Origin of the sequence: Niallia circulans (assembly GCF_007273535.1) — a bacterium.
Classification (GTDB): Bacteria; Bacillota; Bacilli; order Bacillales; family Cytobacillaceae; genus Niallia; species Niallia circulans_B.
The window spans coordinates 1977313-1997710 of sequence record NZ_RIBP01000004.1; the positions used below are offsets into that span (position 1 = coordinate 1977313).

Annotated in this window: 21 protein-coding genes; 19 read left to right on the plus strand and 2 right to left on the minus strand. The window is 38.9% G+C overall.

Going from position 1 to position 20398, the window contains the following annotated elements; translation table 11 throughout:
* The first annotated feature begins 50 nt into the window (after positions 1–50).
* The 17 genes from CEQ21_RS17665 to argH all read left to right on the plus strand — a co-directional run bounded on the left by CEQ21_RS17665 (position 51) and on the right by argH (position 17752).
* Positions 51–1193, plus strand: a complete 1143-nt coding sequence (locus CEQ21_RS17665; RefSeq protein ID WP_185765650.1) for a cysteine desulfurase family protein — start codon at positions 51–53, stop codon at positions 1191–1193.
* Positions 1190–2395, plus strand: a complete 1206-nt coding sequence (thiI, locus tag CEQ21_RS17670) for a tRNA uracil 4-sulfurtransferase ThiI (RefSeq protein ID WP_185765651.1) — start codon at positions 1190–1192, stop codon at positions 2393–2395. Before CEQ21_RS17665 ends, thiI begins: the two co-directional genes overlap by 4 nt.
* Positions 2396–2509: 114 nt before the next feature.
* Complete coding sequence (locus CEQ21_RS17675; RefSeq protein ID WP_127737003.1) at positions 2510–2713, plus strand: alpha/beta-type small acid-soluble spore protein; 204 nt, start codon at positions 2510–2512, stop codon at positions 2711–2713.
* A 148-nt stretch (positions 2714–2861) separates the two neighbouring features.
* Positions 2862–4439, plus strand: coding sequence for an acyl-CoA synthetase MbcS (mbcS, locus tag CEQ21_RS17680; RefSeq protein WP_185765652.1), 1578 nt, complete (start codon positions 2862–2864; stop codon positions 4437–4439).
* 131 nt (positions 4440–4570) lie between these two features.
* Positions 4571–6172 (plus strand): amidohydrolase, encoded by a 1602-nt coding sequence (locus CEQ21_RS17685; RefSeq protein ID WP_185765653.1) that lies wholly within the window; start codon positions 4571–4573, stop codon positions 6170–6172.
* A gap of 120 nt (positions 6173–6292) precedes the next feature.
* Positions 6293–7222 carry an EamA family transporter RarD gene (rarD, locus tag CEQ21_RS17690; RefSeq protein WP_185765654.1) on the plus strand — a complete coding sequence of 310 codons (930 nt, stop codon included), beginning with the start codon at positions 6293–6295 and terminating at the stop codon, positions 7220–7222.
* Between the two features lie 107 nt (positions 7223–7329).
* The gene (sppA, locus tag CEQ21_RS17695) at positions 7330–8343 is read left to right on the plus strand and encodes a signal peptide peptidase SppA (protein ID WP_185765655.1); all 1014 of its coding nucleotides are present in this window, start codon (positions 7330–7332) and stop codon (positions 8341–8343) included.
* 18 nt (positions 8344–8361) lie between these two features.
* A complete protein-coding gene (locus CEQ21_RS17700; RefSeq protein ID WP_419181622.1) occupies positions 8362–8853 on the plus strand; it encodes an RDD family protein in 492 nt (163 codons plus the stop codon).
* An 89-nt stretch (positions 8854–8942) separates the two neighbouring features.
* Positions 8943–9638, plus strand: coding sequence for a DUF2953 domain-containing protein (locus CEQ21_RS17705; RefSeq protein ID WP_328593506.1), 696 nt, complete (start codon positions 8943–8945; stop codon positions 9636–9638).
* Between the two features lie 29 nt (positions 9639–9667).
* Complete coding sequence (ytfJ, locus tag CEQ21_RS17710) at positions 9668–10129, plus strand: GerW family sporulation protein (protein ID WP_185765657.1); 462 nt, start codon at positions 9668–9670, stop codon at positions 10127–10129.
* Positions 10130–10286: 157 nt separating this feature from the next.
* Positions 10287–10787: a thiol peroxidase gene (gene tpx, locus CEQ21_RS17715; RefSeq protein WP_185765658.1), complete on the plus strand. Its 501-nt coding sequence runs from the start codon at positions 10287–10289 to the stop codon at positions 10785–10787.
* A gap of 111 nt (positions 10788–10898) precedes the next feature.
* Positions 10899–11906 (plus strand): class I SAM-dependent methyltransferase, encoded by a 1008-nt coding sequence (locus CEQ21_RS17720; protein WP_185765659.1) that lies wholly within the window; start codon positions 10899–10901, stop codon positions 11904–11906.
* Between the two features lie 287 nt (positions 11907–12193).
* Positions 12194–13384 (plus strand): acetate kinase, encoded by a 1191-nt coding sequence (locus CEQ21_RS17725; RefSeq protein ID WP_185765660.1) that lies wholly within the window; start codon positions 12194–12196, stop codon positions 13382–13384.
* Positions 13385–13514: 130 nt separating this feature from the next.
* Positions 13515–14354: an EcsC family protein gene (locus tag CEQ21_RS17730; protein WP_185765661.1), complete on the plus strand. Its 840-nt coding sequence runs from the start codon at positions 13515–13517 to the stop codon at positions 14352–14354.
* A 13-nt stretch (positions 14355–14367) separates the two neighbouring features.
* A complete protein-coding gene (locus CEQ21_RS17735; protein WP_235907281.1) occupies positions 14368–14865 on the plus strand; it encodes a MogA/MoaB family molybdenum cofactor biosynthesis protein in 498 nt (165 codons plus the stop codon).
* A 293-nt stretch (positions 14866–15158) separates the two neighbouring features.
* The gene (locus CEQ21_RS17740; protein WP_127737023.1) at positions 15159–16367 is read left to right on the plus strand and encodes an argininosuccinate synthase; all 1209 of its coding nucleotides are present in this window, start codon (positions 15159–15161) and stop codon (positions 16365–16367) included.
* Positions 16364–17752, plus strand: a complete 1389-nt coding sequence (argH, locus tag CEQ21_RS17745; RefSeq protein ID WP_185765663.1) for an argininosuccinate lyase — start codon at positions 16364–16366, stop codon at positions 17750–17752. Before CEQ21_RS17740 ends, argH begins: the two co-directional genes overlap by 4 nt.
* A 35-nt stretch (positions 17753–17787) precedes the next feature.
* On the opposite strand, the gene CEQ21_RS17750 is transcribed toward argH, so the two are convergent.
* Entirely contained in the window at positions 17788–18231 is a 444-nt protein-coding gene (locus CEQ21_RS17750; protein WP_185765664.1) for a universal stress protein, read from the minus strand.
* Between the two features lie 110 nt (positions 18232–18341).
* Between CEQ21_RS17750 and CEQ21_RS27280 the strand changes: the two genes are divergently transcribed.
* Complete coding sequence (locus CEQ21_RS27280; protein WP_268878994.1) at positions 18342–18476, plus strand: hypothetical protein; 135 nt, start codon at positions 18342–18344, stop codon at positions 18474–18476.
* A 57-nt stretch (positions 18477–18533) separates the two neighbouring features.
* On the opposite strand, the gene CEQ21_RS17755 is transcribed toward CEQ21_RS27280, so the two are convergent.
* Positions 18534–19631, minus strand: coding sequence for a M24 family metallopeptidase (locus tag CEQ21_RS17755; RefSeq protein ID WP_185765665.1), 1098 nt, complete (start codon positions 19629–19631; stop codon positions 18534–18536).
* Between the two features lie 167 nt (positions 19632–19798).
* On the opposite strand from CEQ21_RS17755, the gene CEQ21_RS17760 reads away from it, so the two are divergent.
* On the plus strand, positions 19799–20044 hold the full coding sequence (locus CEQ21_RS17760; protein WP_185765666.1) for a hypothetical protein: 246 nt from the start codon (positions 19799–19801) through the stop codon (positions 20042–20044).
* The last annotated feature ends 354 nt before the right edge of the window (positions 20045–20398 follow it).

Consider the following 20398-nt stretch of genomic DNA (forward strand, 5'->3'; position numbering starts at 1 on the left):
TGCTTACTATGATACCATAAAGTGCTGGAGTTCTTATTTAGGAGGGGCTTATGATATATTTAGATAATAGTGCTACAACGAAGCCGTTTCCAGAAGTGATTGAATCATATACAGCAGTTGCAGCAAACTACTTTGGTAATCCCTCTTCCATCCATCGGATGGGGATGGAAGCAGAAAAGCTTTTAATGCAAGCGAGGGCACAAATTGCCGCAATCTTAGAGGTTAAACCTAGCGAAATATACTTCACTTCTGGCGGGACAGAAGGAAACAATATGGCTTTAAAAGGAGTTTCAAGCTTTTATAAGACGAGAGGAAAACATATCATCACGACAAGAATTGAGCATGATTCCATAAAACGGGTGATGGAGCAGCTTGAGCAAGATGGTTTCACTATTACCTATCTTCCAGTTGATGAACAAGGCTTCGTAGCTGTCGATGATATAAAAAAACATATACAAAATGATACTATCTTAGTATCGATTATGCATGTCAATAATGAAACGGGAGCAATCCAGGACATTGCTGCAGTTGGTGAGCTATTACAACAATATCCAAAGATTCTTTTTCATGTGGACGGTGTCCAAGCTATTGGGAAAACACCTCTTTCATTTAAGAATCTTCATATAGATTTATATACAATGTCTGCCCATAAATTTCATGGCTTAAAGGGTAATGGTATTTTGTATGCAAAAGAAGGTCTGCTACTGTCCCCTTTGCTTGCTGGCGGAGGACAAGAGCGTAATATGCGCAGCGGGACTGAAAATGTGGCAGGGGCCGTGTCTACAGCTAAAGCTTTAAGAATGCAGATGGAAAACTACAAAATGCATTATAGTAAAATGCAGGAGCTTAATACGTTTATCCGTAAACAATTGGAAAGCATGGACGAAACAATAGTCCATTCTCCGCTTCACAGTGTACCGCAGATTATTAATTTTTCGGCAGAAGGGATTAAGGCTGAGGTACTTATTCATGCACTTGAAGAAAAAGGTATCTTTATTTCGACAACAAGCGCGTGTTCATCAAAGACAAACACAGTAAGTAAAACATTATTGGCAATGGGTGTGCCTGAACATATTGCAGAAAGCTCTTTTCGAATTAGTTTAGCTTATGAGAATAATAAACAAGAGCTGGAAGAAGCGATGGCTGTATTAAAGGAAACTATCCATTGGCTAAGAGGAGTTATGAATAAATGAAATATGATCGTATATTAATACGTTATGGTGAGCTTTCTACTAAAGGAAAAAATAGAAAGAAATTCGTTGATAAATTAAGAAACTCTATTGCAGAGGCATTAAGCAGCTTTTCAGGAATTAAAATAGACGGACAGCGGGATCGTATGTATGTCGTTCTTAATGGGAATGAAGCAGGTGCTGTCGTTGATTCTTTGAAAAACATATTTGGAATACAGTCCTTTAGTCCTGCTATTAAGGTGGAAAGAGATTTAGAAGTGCTGAAAGATGCAGCATTAGAGCTTGTCACTTCTATCTATAAGGATGGAAATACGTTTAAAGTGAGTGCGCGCAGATCGGACAAAACCTTTTCGCTTGATACAAATGAACTGAATCACTTTTTTGGTTCTCATATTCTTAAGAATGTCCCAGGTATTAAGGTGGATGTCAAAAATCCAGATATTACACTGCAGGTTGAAGTAAGAAGTGAAGCTGTTTATCTATCGAGCGAAAACTTTGCTGGTGCAGGCGGATTACCGACAGGGGCTAGCGGAAAAGCGGTACTTATGCTGTCAGGCGGGCTAGACAGTCCTGTTGCAGGTTACTTGTCCATGAAGAGGGGGCTTGAATTGGAGGGAGTTCACTTCTTTAGTCCTCCGTTTACTAGTGAAAGAGCGAAGCAAAAGGTAGTCGACATCGGTAATGTTCTTGCTTCTATGAATGGACGGTTTGTTCTTCACATCGTGCCGTTTACAGAAATTCAGCAGTTAATTCATAAGCAAATTCCAGAAAACTATACGATGACTGCAACAAGAAGATTGATGCTGCGCATAACTGATGAGATAAGAAGAAGACAAGAAGCATTAGCAATCATTACAGGGGAAAGCCTTGGTCAGGTTGCAAGCCAGACTCTTGAAAGCATGTACGCAATTAATGCTGTCACGAGCACACCTATTATTCGCCCATTAGTTACATCTGACAAAGGCGATATTGTAGATATTGCGAAGCAAATTGGAACATATGATATTTCTATTAGACCGTATGAAGATTGCTGTACAGTATTTGTGCCTGCTTCTCCAAAAACAAAACCGAAGAAAGAAAAGGTGGAGTTTTACGAGAGCTTTGTTGATTTTGAGCCAATGATTAAAGAGGCTGTCGACAAAGTAGAAACAATCATATTAACTGGTAAACAAGAAAATAACAGCTTAACGGACAGTTTATTTTAATAGTAGAACTACAAATAAGCTGTTTATGAAATTATTGTGAACAATTACCAAAAATTAAAATGAATGAAGTCCATGTGTATTACACATTCTATTATCAACAAGGAGGTGATACACATGGCAAACAACAACAGCAGCAACAACTTAGTAGTACCAGGAGCTGAACAAGCTCTTGAACAAATGAAATACGAAATCGCTTCAGAATTTGGCGTTAACTTAGGTGCAGAAACAACTGCTCGCGCTAACGGTTCTGTTGGTGGTGAAATCACAAAACGTCTAGTTCAAATGGCTGAACAGCAATTTGGCGGATACCAAAAATAATAAATAATATGGCGTAAGAGATGAGGCGATTGCCTCATCTCTTTTTTGTATGCTCCAGGCTTTGAAAATGAAATATTTTAAAAATCAGAGAGTTAGTAGTATAATGACATAAGAATTTTTTATAGCCTAATTACTAGGGGGAAATGATATGAGTCGGGAAGAATTATTGGCTCCGGAAATATACAACTTTGTTTCCGAGATCGAGAAGTTTGCGCAAAACAAAGAAAGACTTGCATTGCGCTGGGAAAATGAAAATGGAGATAAGCAGGAAATTACATACAGCCACCTTTTGCAGCAAGCAAATAAAGTGGGAAATGTCTTTAAAGCTGCAGGTCTTAAAAAAGGGGATGTTGTATTAGTCATTGTACCAAGGCTAATTGAAGCATACCAAGTTTACATAGCTGCACTTAAATTAGGTTTGACTATCCTTCCGAGCTCTGAAATGCTGCGAGCAAAAGATTTGCAATATAGAATTACACACGGTGAAGTAAAGGGTGTTATCAGCTATCATCCATATTTGGACGAACTTAATAAGGTAGAAGAGGTAAGTAATCTGAAGCGATTCGTCATTGGTAAGGAAGCTGATGGCTGGGAGTATTTAGATAAGGCTACAGATAACTCTTCAGCTGAACTGGAATTGACACAAACGAATAAGTCAGATACTGCCTTTATCTCGTACACTTCAGGCACTACTGGAAACCCAAAAGGTGTTGTACATACACATGCATGGGCATATGCCCATCTTAGAACTGCTGCGCCAAACTGGCTTTGTATTGAAGAAGGAGACTTAGTGTGGGCAACTGCAGGACCTGGCTGGCAGAAATGGGTATGGAGTCCGCTTCTTTCTGTACTTGGTTCTGGAGCAATAGGCTTTGTTTATCATGGCAAGTTTGACGCTCATAAATACTTGCAGCTGCTTGAAGACTATGAAATCAATGTGCTGTGCTGTACTCCTACAGAGTATCGCCTAATGGCAAAAGTAGAGGAGATAGGTAGTTTCAAGCTTCCAAGCTTAAGAAGTGCTGTGTCAGCAGGAGAACCGCTTAATAGGGAAGTAATTGACGTATTCAAGGAGCATTTCAATTTGGATGTTCGTGATGGATATGGACAAACCGAAAATACGTTGCTGCTTGGCATTACAAAAGGAGTTTCCCTCAGACCAGGCTCAATGGGCAAGCCAACACCAGGCAATATTGTCGAAATAGTCGATGAGGATGGAAGCCCGTGTGCAGTTGGAGAAGTCGGCGATATTGCTGTACATAAAGACACACCGGCCCTATTCAAGGAATACTTTAAAGAGCCTGAACGAACGAAACAGCAGTTCAGAGGTGACTACTACGTTACAGGTGACAGAGCGAAAAAGGATGAAGACGGCTATTTCTGGTTTGAAGGTAGAAGTGATGATATCATTATCAGTTCTGGCTATACAATAGGCCCGTTTGAGGTAGAAGATGCTCTTGTTAAGCATCCAGCAGTAAAGGAGTGTGCTGTTGTCGCAAGTCCTGATTCTATCAGAGGGAATGTAGTTAAAGCATTTATCGTGCTGCGTGACGGAATTGAAGGGACAGATGGCTTAGTCAAGGAATTGCAAACACATGTCAAAAATGCAACTGCTCCGTATAAGTATCCGCGTAAAATTGAATTTATTAATGAACTTCCTAAAACGGCTTCAGGAAAAACAAGAAGAGTCGAGCTAAGGGATAATGAATTAAAAAACAAAGGATAACTTGTTCTTAGTATGGATAAACTGGATTATTAGCATCTTTCGGTTTTCAAACAATTGTCTATATAACTGAAGGAATAGGCAGCATGTATGCGAAATATATACATAGCTGCTTATTTATTTAGGAGGAAAAAATGGGAACGTTATTTTATGGTGGAACAATATACACAATGAGACAAGAGGGAGAAACGGTTGACGCTGTTTATGCAAATGGCTCACACATCATGGATTATGGAAGTGTAAAGGAACTGGAAAGAAAATATGGCAAGGAGTTGACTGACCGCGTTCATTTGAAGGGCGGAGTTATGCTGCCAGGCTTTGTCGACAGCCATATGCATTTAATCGGTCATGGAGAAAGACTGATTCGCTTAGATCTTTCAGCATGCACCTCCAAGCAAGAAGCACTATCTCTTATTAAGAAATCTGCAGAAAAAACAGCAGATGGGGAATGGATACTTGGCGGAGGCTGGAATGAAAACCTCTGGGATGATAGAACACCATTTACAAAAGAAGAATTGGACAACGTAGTCCCGCATAATCCAATTGTTTTGGACAGAATCTGCAAGCATGCAATTGCTGTTAATACAAAAGCTTTGGAGCAGGCAAAAGTAACAAGCGATACAGCAGAACCGTTTGGCGGGGTGATTGAAAAAGACGGAACGGGAGCACTCACAGGTGTATTAAAGGACAAGGCGCAAGAGCTTATTACAAATGCCATCCCAGAAAAAAGCCATGAATATGTAAAGAATGCGTTGCGTAGAGGAATTAAGGATGCCTATAGACTTGGTTTAACTGGAGCTCATACAGAGGATTTATTTTACTATCACGGATATGAAGGAACACATCAGGCCTTCAAGCAGGTAATTGAAGAGGAAGGTCTTTTGTTTCGCACACATCTGCTTGTCCATCATCGCGTATTCGCTGAAATGATAACAGCAGCACCTCAAACTGCCTACCAATCTGGTGGAGCTTGGGTGGAGCTTGGTGCTATGAAAATATTTGCGGATGGCGCCTTTGGCGGACGGACAGCATTTTTAAGCAGACCCTATGCCGATGATCCGTCTACACAAGGTGTCTGCATATTTACGCAAACCCAGTTAGATGAGCTAGTGAAGCAGGCAAGAGACAACAATATGCCAGTAGCGGTGCATGCTATTGGTGATGAGGCCTTTGATATGGTTCTTAAGGCAATTGAAAAGCATCCATTAAAGGGATATGGCAGAGACAGGCTTATCCATGCGACAATGCTTCGTGCAGACTTAATCGAGCGCTTAAAGGGACTTCCACTCATACTGGATATTCAACCAAGCTTTGTTACTTCTGATTTTCCATGGGTGTATGATCGCCTTGGTAAGGATAATATGCAATATTGCTATGCATGGAAAACATTACTTGCAGAAGGACTTCATTGTGCCGGCGGTTCAGATGCACCAATTGAGTCTGCAGATCCACTTGCAGGCATCTATTCAGCCGTATTAAGAACAAACGATGAGGATTTAAGCGGCGCTGGATATATGCCTGAGCAAGCTTTATCTGTATATGAGGCAGTGAGCTTATATACAAAAGGGAGTGCCTATGCTATTTGTCATGAGAAGGACAGGGGCATCATCGAAAAAGGATACCTTGCTGACTTTACTGTGCTTGATCAAGATCTGTTTGTGATAAATCACCGTGATATCCAGAACGTAAAAGTATCAAAAACAATTATTGCAAGTGAAGTTGTCTATGAAAAATAAAAGTAATTCGAGATTAGGGAACAGCCTAATCTCTTTCTTTTTTTAAAAAGTTCGGGTTGTGAAATATCGCGAATAGAATTATAATATGAAATATTTCGAAAATAGAAAGAAGAGATAAAGATGAAAGATAATGAGACGAAAACAGGGATATTGTATGCCGTATTTGCATACTTGATTTGGGGTTTGTTCCCTATTTATTGGAAGAACCTGCAAGGTGTTGGCGCCGATGAAATTCTGGCAAATCGTGTTTTATGGTCTTTTGTATTTATGGTTTTGCTTGTGACTATAACAAGAAAGTGGAAGAAGCTGGGGCAAGTGCTATACAGCTTTAAAACAAATAAAAAACAAGGTTTTATGCTGTTTATCGCCTCTGTGCTAGTAAGCTGCAACTGGTTTATTTATATTTGGGCAGTGAATGCCAATCAAATTATTGAAACAAGTCTTGGCTATTATATTAATCCATTGGTCAGCGTTATGCTCGGTATGTTTGTATTAAAGGAAAAGTTAACGAAAGTCCAGTATGTCTCAGTCGGATTAGCAGCTATCGGAGTACTAATCTTGACGATTTCTCATGGAAGCTTTCCATGGATTGCATTATCTTTAGCATTTACCTTTGGTTTGTATGGCTTGGCGAAAAAACTTATCTCCATAGATTCCGAAATAGGACTCACTTTAGAAACGATGTTCATTACACCAATTGCCCTCCTTTACATAGTTTATTTATTTGTAAAGGGAGATCATGCCTTTCTAGCAGGATCTTCAGGTATGGATGTGCTGCTGATGATATCTGGTGTGTTGACAGCTATACCGCTCCTCTTTTTCGCTAAAGGCGCCCAAAGAATACCGCTGTCGATGCTTGGCTTCATTCAGTACATGACACCTACCTTAACATTAATTTTAGGTGTATTTGTTTATGATGAGCCATTTACCTCGACACATCTATTATCCTTTGTATTCATTTGGAGTGCATTAACACTTTATTCATTGTCAAAAACAAAGCTGTTTTCACAATCTAATCACGCAAAACGAAAAGATAGGGCAGAGGCCTAATTGCAAGGATAAAAATGAATGTTAGTAGATGATTAATAAGGAAATATGAAACATTTGGGAGTTTTATACGTAAAAACAAGAGATGAAAAAGGAGGGATACATAAAAAATGAATAAAAAAAGATGGGCCGCCCTTGGAATCGCTGCATTTATATTTGCGTTTTCCATTGCTACAAGTCTTGTGTCAACAGCATTAACGACTGATTTCAACAGTCTCTTTTCGGACTTAGTGGCAAGCGGCAATGAAGAGTTTACAGAGGATACGCTGGAAGACGGGAATGAGTTTAATAAAATAGCCGTTCTTGAAGTGGATGGAACAATACAGGATACTGGTGACACACAATCCATTCTGTCCTCTGCAGGATACAATCATAAGGCATTTATGAAGAAGCTCGATAAAGTGAAGGATGATACAAGCGTAAAGGGAATTATCCTTAAAGTGAACACTCCTGGTGGCGGAGTTGTGGAAAGTGCGGAAATACATGATAAAATAGTCGAAATTCAAGAAGAGGCGAAAAAACCTGTATACGTGTCAATGGGATCTATGGCTGCTTCTGGAGGCTATTATATTTCTGCTCCTGCGGATAAAATCTTTGCAAGTCCTGAAACATTAACAGGGTCATTAGGAGTTATCATGTCAGGCTATAATTTTGAAGGCCTTGCAGAAAAGTACGGAGTTGAATTTGTAACAATTAAAAGCGGTCCTTACAAGGATATCATGAGCTCAACAAGAGAAATGACAGACGAGGAAAGAGATATTCTACAGACGATGATCGACAACTCCTATGATGGCTTCGTGAAGGTAATTGCTGATGGAAGAGGCCTGAAGGAAGACGAAGTTCGAAAAATCGCAGATGGCAGGATATACGATGGCAGACAAGCGAAGGATCTAAACTTAATTGATGATTTTGGTTACCTTGAAGATGTTATTACAGCAATGAAAACCGATAATAAATGGAATGATGCAATGGTTGTAAGCTATAGCGATACTGGAGGGTTTGCTTCAATGTTCGGTATGACTGCAAAAAGTCTGCTAAGCGGAGAAGAAAAAGAAATGGCCAATATACTTAAGATAGCGACAAATGCAAATTCGCCTCGGCTTATGTATTTGTATGCAGAATAGGAGGCCTGAATTATGAGTATGGATATCACAAACACAGATATCGATTCCCTTCCTCAACATGGTGAGGAACCGCCTAAAGCGTACGATTTTAACCATTATGCTGGTTTTTGGATGAGATTTTGGGCATATTTAGTCGATATCATTATTATTACAAGCATACACCGTATCATTATTTATCCAGTATTTCGTTTGTTCGATTTTCCCACTGAAAACACGGGCTTGTTCTCTGTTATTAACATACTCACAGCCCTTGTTTTTTACTTGTACTTTGTTCTAATGACAAAATATTTTAAACAGACGCTTGGGAAAATGATTTTTGGATTGAAAGTAATACCCTTGAAAAAGGAGAAATTGACATGGGATACTGTTATTTTTCGAGAGTGGATCGGCCGGTTCATATCAGCTAGCATTTGGATTCTGTATGCTGTTGTGGCGTTTCAGCCGAAAAAGCAAGGATTGCATGACTTGTTCGCAGATACGGCTGTTGTGCATGAAAGACAAAGAAGATAAGCTTTGAAAAACCTGCCAGGATGGCAGGTTTATTTTTTTTATCTTTAACCAATAATAGTAAGGTTTGAAAGGATGTGCACATTTTGAGAGTGTTATTCATCATCGGCATCATTGTTTTGTGCCTGCTGCTTTTGCTATTACTGCTTTTATTCATGAAAATTACTGTAAAAATACGCTACTACCATGCAAAAGATAATGATGATCTTTCTATTGAAATCAGACTATTATTTGGCCTTATAAGAATAAAGAAGAAATTCCCGCTAATTAAAGTGGATGATAATTCACCTTCGCTTGTCGTGAAGGAAGAAACAAAGGTTAAGGTTGGTGAAGATGGGCCACAGCAAAAAGGTGATAAGAAGACAAAGCAATTTACGGCACAGGAATTATTAAATACCTTATCCAATACAAAAGAAATGCTGCAGCATGTTGTCGGCTTGCACCGGATCATCCGTTATTTACTCTCGAAATTTCAAATAAAGGACATTGAGTGGAGTTCCATTGTCGGTCTTGGAGATGCAGCTCATACAGGTGCTATCGCAGGTGCAGTCTGGGCAGTTAAAGGGGCCATTATTGGGATCGTAAGTAATTATATGAAAATGCAAAACATGCCACACATACATATCTATCCACAATTTCAGCGCAATGTCTCAGAAACTTTATTTAAGTGTATGATTCGTTTTCGCCTAGGGCATGCTATGATTGCAGGAATTAAACTGGTTAAATATTGGAAAGGCGGTCTGCCTCATTTAAAAACAAATAATGAAGCGTCTGCCATCCAAAAATAATAATGCATAATGCAAATGGAGGAATAAACATGTCAGATCATCCAATACAAGGCTTAATGACAACTGCAATGGAAAACTTAAAGGAAATGATCGATGTCAATACGATTATCGGTGATCCTGTTGAAACTCCGGATGGCAGTGTTATATTGACTGTTTCCAAAGTAGGCTTCGGTTTCGCTGCAGGCGGAAGTGAATTTACACTTGAAGATCATTCTTTGGGTGAGAACAGTGTTAGTAAACATCCATTTGGCGGCGGTAGCGGTGGCGGTGTTTCCATTACACCGATTGCTTTCCTGATTGTTAACGGACAAGGTGTCAAAATGGTTCATCTTGATGAAAGCACGCACTTATATGAAAAGCTTTTAGATTTTGCTCCACAAGCTGTAGACAAAATTCAGCAAATGTTCTCTAAAAACGGAGACAGCCAGCAGCAATCTTCAAGTCAACAACAGCAATCCCAATCCAGCAAAAAAGAAGATATTGAATTTTAATAAACAATAAATAAAGTCTGAAACACAGCTAGGCAGTTCGTCAGGCTAGTGTTTCAGACTATTATTTTTTTAACAGACATTTTCTTTGCAAATAGGACCATATATCCGATATGATAAATACATATACATATTTATAAAACGGGAAGGATTGAGTGCAATGCCTGCAATAACATTTAAAAACAAGCCGGTCACTTTGCTTGGCAATGAAGTAAAGGTAGGAGACAAGGCTCCTGAATTTCATGTGCTTGCAAATGACATGTCTGAGATTACGCTAGACAGCTCTAAAGGAAAGGTGCGTTTGTTTAGTGTCATTCCATCCATTGATACAGGTGTTTGCGATGCGCAAACAAGACGCTTTAATGAAGACGCAGCAAAACTGGAAAATGTGGAAGTAATCACAGTAAGTGCAGATCTTCCTTTTGCTCAAAGAAGATGGTGTGCGAGTGCCGGTATTGACAATGTAATTACTGTCTCAGACCATAAGGATCTTTCTTTCGGCAAAGCATTTGGTGTTGCAATGGAAGAGTTACGTTTACTTGCGAGAGCTACGTTTGTCGTGGATTCAAGTGATACTGTTACATATGTAGAGTATGTGGAAGAAGCAAGCAGTCATCCAAATTATGAAGCAGCTATCGAAGCGGCAAAAGCTGCAAAATAAGAAATAAAAAAGTCATCGGGAAATTACATAGAAAGTCTCGAAAAGGTTTCGAGGCTTTTTCTGTGTGAATTATAAAGATAATGAAATTTACAGGGAAGACAGGTGAGGGACATGACAATTAGTCCTGTTGAACAATTATTTACCGTATTTAATGAAACAGCGACTTTGCTGCAAGAGGAATTGCAATGCACCTATTTAGAGGCATTAGCAGAAACAGGAGAAAATATATTTCAAGCAGCCATTTTGCAGGATGAATTGAGTGAAGTTACAAAGAAAAGGCTGATGAAAAGCTATGAGTCAGTTTCTTTAGATAAATTCAGCAAAGAGGATATCCGTAAAGGGTTTCAATTGTCTATTCTAAAGGGCATGAAGGAAAATACACAGCCAAACCATCAAATGACTCCAGACTCCATCGGAATGTTTATTGGCTATCTTGTTCAGAAATTTTATACAGATAAAGAAATGCGTTTGTTAGATTTGGCTGTTGGAACTGGTAATCTTTTGACTTCTGTAATCAACCAGCAGGGCCAAAAAAAAGCAGAAGCAATTGGAGTCGATATCGATGATCTTCTTCTCCAGCTTGCGTTTATTAATGCTAATCTCCAGGAGCAGCCGATTGAATTTTTTAACCAAGACAGTCTTGAAAAGCTGTTTATTGACCCAGTAGATATTGTTATTAGTGATTTACCTGTCGGTTATTATCCAAATGATGTTGGAGCAAGTGAATATGAGCTTAAGGCTGAAACTGGTCATTCTTATGCACATCATCTTTTTATTGAACAATCAATAAATCATTTAAAACCGGGTGGATTTGGTTTCTTTATGGTTCCAAATGGCTTGTTTGAAAGCGAACAGGCTCCAACGCTTCACGCTTATTTAAAAGAAGCAGTCCATATTCAAGCAATCATGCAGCTGCCATTGACATTATTTAAAAATAAACAGGCAGGAAAAAGCATTTTGATATTGCAGAAAAAGGGGGATACTATAAAAGCACCGAAGCAAGTGCTCCTTGCCAGCATTCCAAGTTTCTCGAACATGCAGGCGATGGAAAAAATTCTTGGTCAAGTTGACCAATGGCTACAGGAAAACAAGCAGCAAATGGATGGGACAAAAAAGTGACGCCAAAAGTACATCATTACCTGTTCTACTTAAAACAGCATTTGTACTAATACAGTCTGACGCTATTATATAAAAGCTTTTTCTTGTTTTTATGGCGAAATCATGAAAAAAAACAAAAAAACAAGAAAAAATCGAAGAACTGTATCAATATAACTTGAAATGTTCCTGACACAATGTTTAAATGAGAAATTGAGAGATATTTGTCCAGTATAATTTATATATAAAGCTGTTCAATGTCAGATTAGCACAATAAAATGTTGTTATATAAAAGGGGAGTAAAATACTTTATGGCAAAAATTATTGCGATCAATGCAGGTAGTTCTTCACTAAAGTTCCAACTTTTTGAAATGCCAAGTGAGGAAGTAATCACAAAAGGTCTTGTCGAACGAATCGGATTAAATGAAGCTGTCTTTAATATTTCATTTAATGGTGAAAAAATCAAAGAAGTAACAGAAATTCCTGATCACGAAGTAGCAGTAACAATCCTATTGAATAAGTTAACTGAACTTGGCATCATCAAGTCACTAGACGAAATTGAAGGTATTGGTCACCGCGTTGTTCACGGTGGAGAAGAGTTTGCTGACTCAGCATTAATTACAGATGAAGTATTAGAGAAAATTGACAATTTGTCAGAATTAGCACCACTTCACAACCCTGCTAACTTAACAGGAATTCGTGCATTCCAAAACGTTCTTCCTGAAGTGCCAGCTGTTGCTGTTTTTGATACTGCTTTCCATCAAACAATGCCTGAAAGCTCATATCTATACAGCCTTCCGTATGAGTATTATGAAAAATACGGCATTCGTAAATACGGTTTCCATGGAACAAGTCATAAATATGTTTCACAACGTGCTGCAGAGATGCTTGGTCGTCCAATTGACCAACTTCGCTTGATTTCTTGTCACTTAGGAAATGGTGCAAGTATTGCTGCAATTGAAGGCGGTAAATCAATCGATACTTCAATGGGCTTCACACCACTTGCTGGTGTAACAATGGGTACACGTTCAGGAAACATTGACCCTGCCTTAATTCCATATATCATGGAAAAAACAGATCAATCTGCAGATGAAGTATTGCAAGTATTGAACAAAAAGAGCGGATTGCTTGGAATTTCAGGATTCTCAAGTGACCTTCGCGATATTACAGAACAAGCTCAAGCCGGCAACGAGCGTGCAGAATTGGCGTTAACTGTTTTTGCTGAGCATATTCATAAGTATATCGGTTCATACGCTTCTGGAATGAATGGTGTAGATGCAATCATCTTCACAGCTGGTATCGGAGAAAACAGTGAAGTTGTTCGTGCAAGAGTACTTCAAGGACTTGAGTTCATGGGTGTATATTGGGATCAGTCACTTAATAAGATCTCTGGTGAAGAATCATTCATCAACTACCCTCACTCTCCAGTAAAAGTTATGGTTATTCCGACAAACGAAGAAGTAATGATTGCACGCGATGTAACAAGAATCGCAAGCGTATAACCACTATAAATAAAAAGACAATTCTTTGCTCTGCAAAGGATTGTCTTTTTTTAGTTTAGGCTAGTTCAAATGGTATACTAAACAGTGAGACTACATTTAATAGGGCTGGTACATAGAAAGGAGTCAATTTATGCTGACATATAGGGAAGAAGAAGTACTTAAGGAATTGTCCGAGTGGGAGAGAGTACTTTTTTCGTATGATAAGACAGATTTGGAAAGCTTATATGAGAAGTATGTAAGAAAAAGCATGTCGTTTATGGAAGAAAGTAAGTGGGCTGAACTTTATTCCATTGTCGATAGTTCCTTGTTCCATGCATATACAATGATTCTTAGCTCCAGCCTTCATGAAAACTCCAATGAACGAATGCTCTCAACAGCAAGAATATTTAATGAAAATATTACAGACATAGCTGATATGAAAAAACTAACAATTGATCAGCTCCATTTTATTGGCCAGCAGCAAATGGCGAAGCATCGTCTCTATGCGTGTGTCCAAGGCGGTATCGCTGGAACAGGGGGGATTGCTGCAGCTGCAACAGACTTCTTGGCATTAATGGTGATTAATATACGCTTCTGTCAGCAAACCTCTGCCCTTTTTGGTTCACCAAGCAATACGCCGACAGAAATAATGACAGCATTAAAGGTGCTCCACGGCGCATGTCTGCCAAAAAGACTCCAAGGAAGGGCTTGGGCAGAGCTGATGGAAGAGATGGAAAGGCCGAGTAATTACTTTTATGAAGGAACAGAAAATGTTGCCAGCAATGAGACGGTAGAGGTCATGCTGCAGCAAACAATGAAAATGTTTAGTATTTTTCTTTTCGGTAAAAAAACATACAAAAAAATGCCGCTTGTCAGTATGCTGATTGGTGCAGGAGCAAATTATCAATATACAAATAAGATAACTGAATTTTCCTACAAGTATTATCAAAGACGCTATTTGTATGAAAAGCTGCAGGGCAGAACTAATTAGGGAGGAAAAAGGCTTGAGCATAAACGAGCATACGAACAAAAAGTATACCCATATCGCATGTAAAGTGATTACCATAAGTGACACAAGAACAGAAGCAGATGACAAAAGCGGGAAAATGATAATCGACCTGCTTGAAGCAGCAGGTCATCATGCAGTGAGTTATGTGATTATTAAGGATGAAAAAACAGAAATCCAAAGAGAACTGACAGATTCAGCAGCAGTAGAAGCTATTATCTTAAATGGTGGAACAGGTATTTCCGAAAGGGATGTTACGATTGAAGCAGTCAAACCATTATTAACAAAAGAAATTAGCGGGTTCGGAGAGCTGTTTAGAATGCTCAGCTACACAGAGGATATTGGACCCGCAGCAATGCTGTCAAGAGCGATTGCGGGAACGCTTGGAAGGCGTGTTGTTTTTGCAATGCCTGGTTCGACAGGTGCTGTTAAGCTAGGGATGAAAAAGCTGGTGCTCCCAGAGCTGACTCATATTGTGAGCGAGCTTCATAAATAATCGGAACTTCTGAATAAGATCTTGCATAAAAGGGAGGGAAACCTCTCTTTTTTTGAGTGGTTTTTATTAGGGTGAAAATTCTAATTGTTCTGAACTAGTAATGAACTCAAGATAGTGCAACTTCTTATGTGGAACAGGTGTGAGACGGATATTATAAATATAAATATTTTTGTATTTTTATAAAATTAAAGCTTGATATTCTAAAAGAAAGTTGTTAAAGTGATTAATATAGTTTTTGAATAAAAATATAAATAAATGAATAAATATTCGTATATATAGGAGGAAAAACGCTCATGGCGAATCCAAAAATTGTTTTAGCATATTCAGGTGGTTTAGATACATCCGTAGCAATCAAATGGCTTCAGGATCAAGGGTATGATGTTGTTGCTTGCTGTCTTGACGTAGGGGAAGGCAAGGACTTGAAATTCGTACAGGAAAAAGCTTTATCTGTTGGAGCGGTTCAATCATATGTAATTGATGCTAAAGAAGAGTTTGCACAGGAGTTTGCTTTAGTGGCAATGCAGGCACATACTTTATATGAAGGTAAATATCCTCTTGTGTCTGCTCTTTCAAGACCATTGATTGCGAAAAAACTAGTAGAAGTGGCAGAAAAAGAAAATGCAGTTGCAGTAGCACACGGATGTACAGGGAAAGGAAATGACCAAGTACGTTTCGAGGTTTCCATCCAAGCCCTTAATCCAAACCTGAAAGTGTTGGCGCCAGTGCGCGAATGGGGCTGGTCTCGTGAGGAAGAGATTGAATATGCAAAAGAAAAAAATATTCCAATTCCTATCAATTTAGACAGTCCATTCTCTATTGACCAAAATTTATGGGGACGCAGCAATGAGTGCGGTATCTTGGAAGATCCATGGGCAGCACCGCCAGAAGAGGCTTATGACTTAACAGTTAGCTTAGAGGATGCGCCAGATACACCAGATGTTATTGAAATTGACTTTAAAGAAGGTGTACCGGTAAGCATTGACGGTATTTCATACAAATTGTCTGACCTCATTCTTGAGTTGAATAAATTAGCAGGTAAACATGGAGTTGGCCGTATTGACCATGTTGAAAACCGCCTAGTTGGCATTAAATCTCGTGAGGTTTATGAATGTCCTGGTGCCATTACATTAATTAAAGCTCATAAAGAGCTTGAAGATATTACACTTGTTAAAGAAGTGGCTCACTTCAAACCAGTTATTGAGAAGAAAATCACTGAGGTTATTTATGAAGGCTTATGGTTCTCTCCATTGACTAAAGCCTTGCAAGCATTCTTGCAGGAAACACAAAAGAACGTGACAGGAACTGTTCGTGTGAAGCTGTTTAAAGGTCATTCCATTGTAGAAGGAAGAAAGTCTCCGAACTCCTTATATGATGAAAAGCTAGCAACATACACTTCTGATGATGAGTTCGATCATGCAGCTGCAGTTGGCTTCATTAAGCTTTGGGGTCTGCCAACAAAGGTGCAAAGCATTGTGGAAAACAACAAGAAGGTGACAGTGTGAAGAAATTATGGGGAGGCAGATTTACAAAATCTGCAGAAGAATGGGTAGACGAATTCGGTGCATCCATCTCCTTTGATCAAGAGCTTGTCCTTGAAGATATTGACGGAAGCATTGCCCATGTGGCAATGCTTTCTGAAACAGGAATCATAACTTCGGAGGAAGCGGAAAAAATCAAAGCTGGGTTGCTTCTTTTGAAAGAAAAGGCAGAAAAAGAAGAACTGGAATTCTCTGTGAAACTGGAGGATATTCATTTAAATCTGGAAAGTCAGCTGACTGAGCTGATTGGTCCTGTTGGCGGGAAGCTTCACACAGGCAGAAGCCGAAACGACCAGGTTGCAACAGATATGCATTTATATTTGCGCAAGCAAGTGCAAAGCATTATTTCTTTGTTAGAAGAGCTTCAAGGAGCATTACTTGAAAAGGCTGAAGCTAACATCGAGACAATCATGCCTGGATATACACATTTGCAAAGAGCGCAGCCGATTTCCTTCGCACATCATTTAATGGCTTATTTCTGGATGTTTGAAAGAGACAAGGCTAGATATAAGGAAAACTTAAGCCGCATTAATGTATCTCCGCTTGGGGCAGGTGCTTTAGCTGGTACAACCTTCCCGATTGACCGTTACAAAACGGCTGAGTTGCTCGATTTTGCTAGCATCTACGAGAACAGTATGGATGCTGTTAGCGATCGTGATTTTATCTTGGAATTTTTATCAACAAGCAGCATCTTGATGATGCATCTTTCTAGATTCAGTGAAGAAATTATTCTTTGGTCAAGTCAGGAGTTCAAATTCATAGAATTGGATGACAGCTTCTCGACAGGCAGCAGCATTATGCCACAAAAGAAAAATCCTGATATGGCTGAGCTGATTAGAGGCAAAACAGGCAGAGTATACGGAAACCTTATGGGATTGCTGACGGTATTAAAAGGACTTCCGCTTGCTTACAACAAGGATATGCAGGAAGATAAAGAAGGTATGTTTGATACAGTAAAAACAGTTGTAGGTTCCTTAAAGATTTTTGCTGGCATGGTTCAAACGATGAAGGTGCAAACAGATACAATGGAACAGGCAACAAAAAATGACTTTTCAAATGCAACAGAGCTTGCTGATTATTTATCAGATAAAGGCATGCCATTTAGAGAAGCACATGAGGTTGTTGGGAAATTAGTATTGCATTGTGTTCAAAAGCAGTGTTTCTTGGCAGATTTGCCGCTTGATGAACTTCAAGCAGCAAGCGCACTGTTTGAAGGGGACATATATGAGGTACTAAATCCTCGTACTGCCGTTCAAAGAAGAAACAGTGCTGGTGGAACAGGATTCCTACAAGTGGAACAAGCTATTCAAAAAGCCAAAGAATGTTTAGAACCGCTAGTAAAGGCATAAGGAAAAGAGGCATCCAATATGGAATGCCTCTTTTTTCATATTCCGTTTCTTACAATTAAAACATCACAAGGTGCATTGCGGGCAATACCTTCGGAAACGCTTCCGATAATAAACCGTTCGACCGTATTTAATCCAGTAGCACCACAGATAATCAAGTCTGCATCATATTTTTCAGCGATTTCCCTTGGAATTACCGCTCTTGGTGAACCGAATTCAATTGCCTTTTCCACGCCTGAAAGTCCGACTCGTTCTGCCTTTCTTGTATACTTATCCATTAGTTCCTTAGCAAACTCGTCTGCTTTGGAAGCAACGGACTGGTCAAATGCCGCAACTGTTGCGAAAGAACGAGTGTCAATAACATGTGCTAAAATAAGTTCAGCATCATTTTTCAACGCAATAGAAACAGCCTTTTCAAATGCTTTTTCCCCCTGCTCTGAACCGTCGACGGCAACAATGATTTTCTTATACGATAACTCCATATTAACAGCCTCCTTTTACTCTCTCTTAATTATATACCCACAGCCTGCATAACATTAACGTTAAAATGCAACAATAAAAAGGCATTTCAAAACAGGAGGGGACAGCCATCATGAGGGATACAAAGGGAAACACAAAATTTGATTATGATGAAAACGGCCATTTAGAAGTAACGGCACAAGTGATGGACGCTTATAATGACGGAGCCATTGACAACTTAATCATCCGCAGTCAAGAGGAAAAATAAACAAAAAAAACTGACTCAAACTCCGTTGTCAAACGGTCATTTGAGTCAGCACCTCTATTATGAGATGACTTGAAGCTCCTTTGGAAACTTCGTCAATATTTCCACGCCATCTTCTGTTACATAAACATCATCTTCAATTCTTACTCCAGCAATATTCGGTACATAAATACCCGGCTCAATTGTGTAAACCATGCCAGTTTTAAGTACAAGCGGATTTGTTGAAGTAAGGGATGGATACTCATGAACACTAATGCCAAGTCCATGTCCAAGACGATGCGGGAAGTATTCTCCGTACCCTGCGTCTTTAATGACATTGCGTGCTGCAAGATCTATATCCATGCATTTTGCTCCAGGCTTTGATGCATCAAGAGCAGCAAGCTGTGCCTTTAATACAGTGTCATAAATATTCTTTTGGTCATCATTAATATCGCCATAAGCTACCGTTCTTGTTATATCTGAACAATATCCATCAACGACAACCCCAAGATCAAACAGAACCAAATCTCCTTTTTTGATCTTCGTATTGTCTGGGTTTCCATGTGGAGAAGCTCCGTTTTTACCTGTTAGTACCATTGTAGAAAAGGACATTTTGCCAATTCCTTTTTTCTTCAGTTCATATTCTATTGCAGCCAAAACTTCCATTTCTGTTTTGCCTTCTGTAATCTCACTGCAGCCAACTTCAATTGCGTAATCGGCCCATTTACAGGCTTCACGGATCTTCGCAAGCTCCTGCTCTGATTTTACCATTCTTACTTCATTGAGCTTTTCCTCTGCAGGGAGGAAGCCTTCAACAGCAGGGAAATATTGCTTCAAAGCTTCATAGCGTTGAACGTTCATATGCTCCTTTTCAACGGCGATTCTTTTTGCCGAAGCTTTTTTTGCTACCTTTTCTTGAATTGCTTCCCAAGGATTATCTGTATCGCTATAGCCAATTATGTCATATTGCCAGCCAGCATTTCTTGCATCATTTTGCTCCATTGCTGGACAGACAAGGATTGGCTCTTCCTTTGGAAAAAGAATAAGCGCTAATAATCGTTCATGCGGGTCACTATAAAAACCGCTTAAATAAAAAATATTATCTGTTGATGTCAAGAAAGTAAAATCAATTGCTTCCTGTTCCATCCATGTTGAAATTTCCTTTAATTGTCTTTCCAAGGAATTATTCCTCCTTAATATACAAGCATGTACTATTAATTATCACTAATAAGATTATCAACAACTCTATTGCTTGTAAACCTTTAGCAGCTCGAAATAATTATTATTAACATTTTTCAAACTTGTCCGCATAGAATGATTATAAGTGAGAAATGAGGAGGCAGAAAATGAAGAAGAATCGTTATTTACTTTGTATTTTATTATGTGGTGTCCTTCTATATTACGGAGTGCCAAGACTTGCTCCATATGATGCCGGAATAGCAGGTGTCTTTTCCATCACTTGGCTGGCCTTTGCCATATTCGTGCTGGCAGGAAATTTAACTGCATTGTTATATGCTCCAAAAGGAAAACAAGGAAGTAAAAAAACGCTGCAGCAGCTACAGAAAAAAAGAAAGATTCGTTACTATCAATAACTAATATAAAAGCTTGCCAACCTTACATCCACACCGGCGTTTGAAATTGCCAAATGGTGGATAAAAAAGAAGGGGTTTGGCAAGCTTTTTTTTATCCAAATATTATTACAGTTGGTATTTTTGTTTATAACAAATTAACAGCTTGTTTGAATTTGCACTGTGAAATAAGTATAAAATGATTTATCTGCAAAAACTGTACTAATAATTTTTTGAATAAAATTTAGACTGTTATATATATAATAGATTGAATAGAAGGATTGGACATTCTATAATAATAGATAAGAAAAAAACTTGTTAAAATATATTTTTTAAAAAAATACAGGAATGAACAATATGAAGATTTTTACATAAAGA

What these genes read in the sequence shown, in the direction of transcription:
- CEQ21_RS17665 (WP_185765650.1), top strand. Translation starts at nt 51, where the DNA reads ATGATATATTTAGATAATAGTGCTACAACGAAGCCGTTTCCAGAAGTG.
- thiI (WP_185765651.1), top strand. Translation starts at nt 1,190, where the DNA reads ATGAAATATGATCGTATATTAATACGTTATGGTGAGCTTTCTACTAAA.
- CEQ21_RS17675 (WP_127737003.1), top strand. Translation starts at nt 2,510, where the DNA reads ATGGCAAACAACAACAGCAGCAACAACTTAGTAGTACCAGGAGCTGAA.
- mbcS (WP_185765652.1), top strand. Translation starts at nt 2,862, where the DNA reads ATGAGTCGGGAAGAATTATTGGCTCCGGAAATATACAACTTTGTTTCC.
- CEQ21_RS17685 (WP_185765653.1), top strand. Translation starts at nt 4,571, where the DNA reads ATGGGAACGTTATTTTATGGTGGAACAATATACACAATGAGACAAGAG.
- rarD (WP_185765654.1), top strand. Translation starts at nt 6,293, where the DNA reads ATGAAAGATAATGAGACGAAAACAGGGATATTGTATGCCGTATTTGCA.
- sppA (WP_185765655.1), top strand. Translation starts at nt 7,330, where the DNA reads ATGAATAAAAAAAGATGGGCCGCCCTTGGAATCGCTGCATTTATATTT.
- CEQ21_RS17700 (WP_419181622.1), top strand. Translation starts at nt 8,362, where the DNA reads ATGGATATCACAAACACAGATATCGATTCCCTTCCTCAACATGGTGAG.
- ytfJ (WP_185765657.1), top strand. Translation starts at nt 9,668, where the DNA reads ATGTCAGATCATCCAATACAAGGCTTAATGACAACTGCAATGGAAAAC.
- tpx (WP_185765658.1), top strand. Translation starts at nt 10,287, where the DNA reads ATGCCTGCAATAACATTTAAAAACAAGCCGGTCACTTTGCTTGGCAAT.
- CEQ21_RS17720 (WP_185765659.1), top strand. Translation starts at nt 10,899, where the DNA reads ATGACAATTAGTCCTGTTGAACAATTATTTACCGTATTTAATGAAACA.
- CEQ21_RS17725 (WP_185765660.1), top strand. Translation starts at nt 12,194, where the DNA reads ATGGCAAAAATTATTGCGATCAATGCAGGTAGTTCTTCACTAAAGTTC.
- CEQ21_RS17730 (WP_185765661.1), top strand. Translation starts at nt 13,515, where the DNA reads ATGCTGACATATAGGGAAGAAGAAGTACTTAAGGAATTGTCCGAGTGG.
- CEQ21_RS17740 (WP_127737023.1), top strand. Translation starts at nt 15,159, where the DNA reads ATGGCGAATCCAAAAATTGTTTTAGCATATTCAGGTGGTTTAGATACA.
- CEQ21_RS17750 (WP_185765664.1), bottom strand. Translation starts at nt 18,231, where the DNA reads ATGGAGTTATCGTATAAGAAAATCATTGTTGCCGTCGACGGTTCAGAG.
- CEQ21_RS27280 (WP_268878994.1), top strand. Translation starts at nt 18,342, where the DNA reads ATGAGGGATACAAAGGGAAACACAAAATTTGATTATGATGAAAACGGC.
- CEQ21_RS17760 (WP_185765666.1), top strand. Translation starts at nt 19,799, where the DNA reads ATGAAGAAGAATCGTTATTTACTTTGTATTTTATTATGTGGTGTCCTT.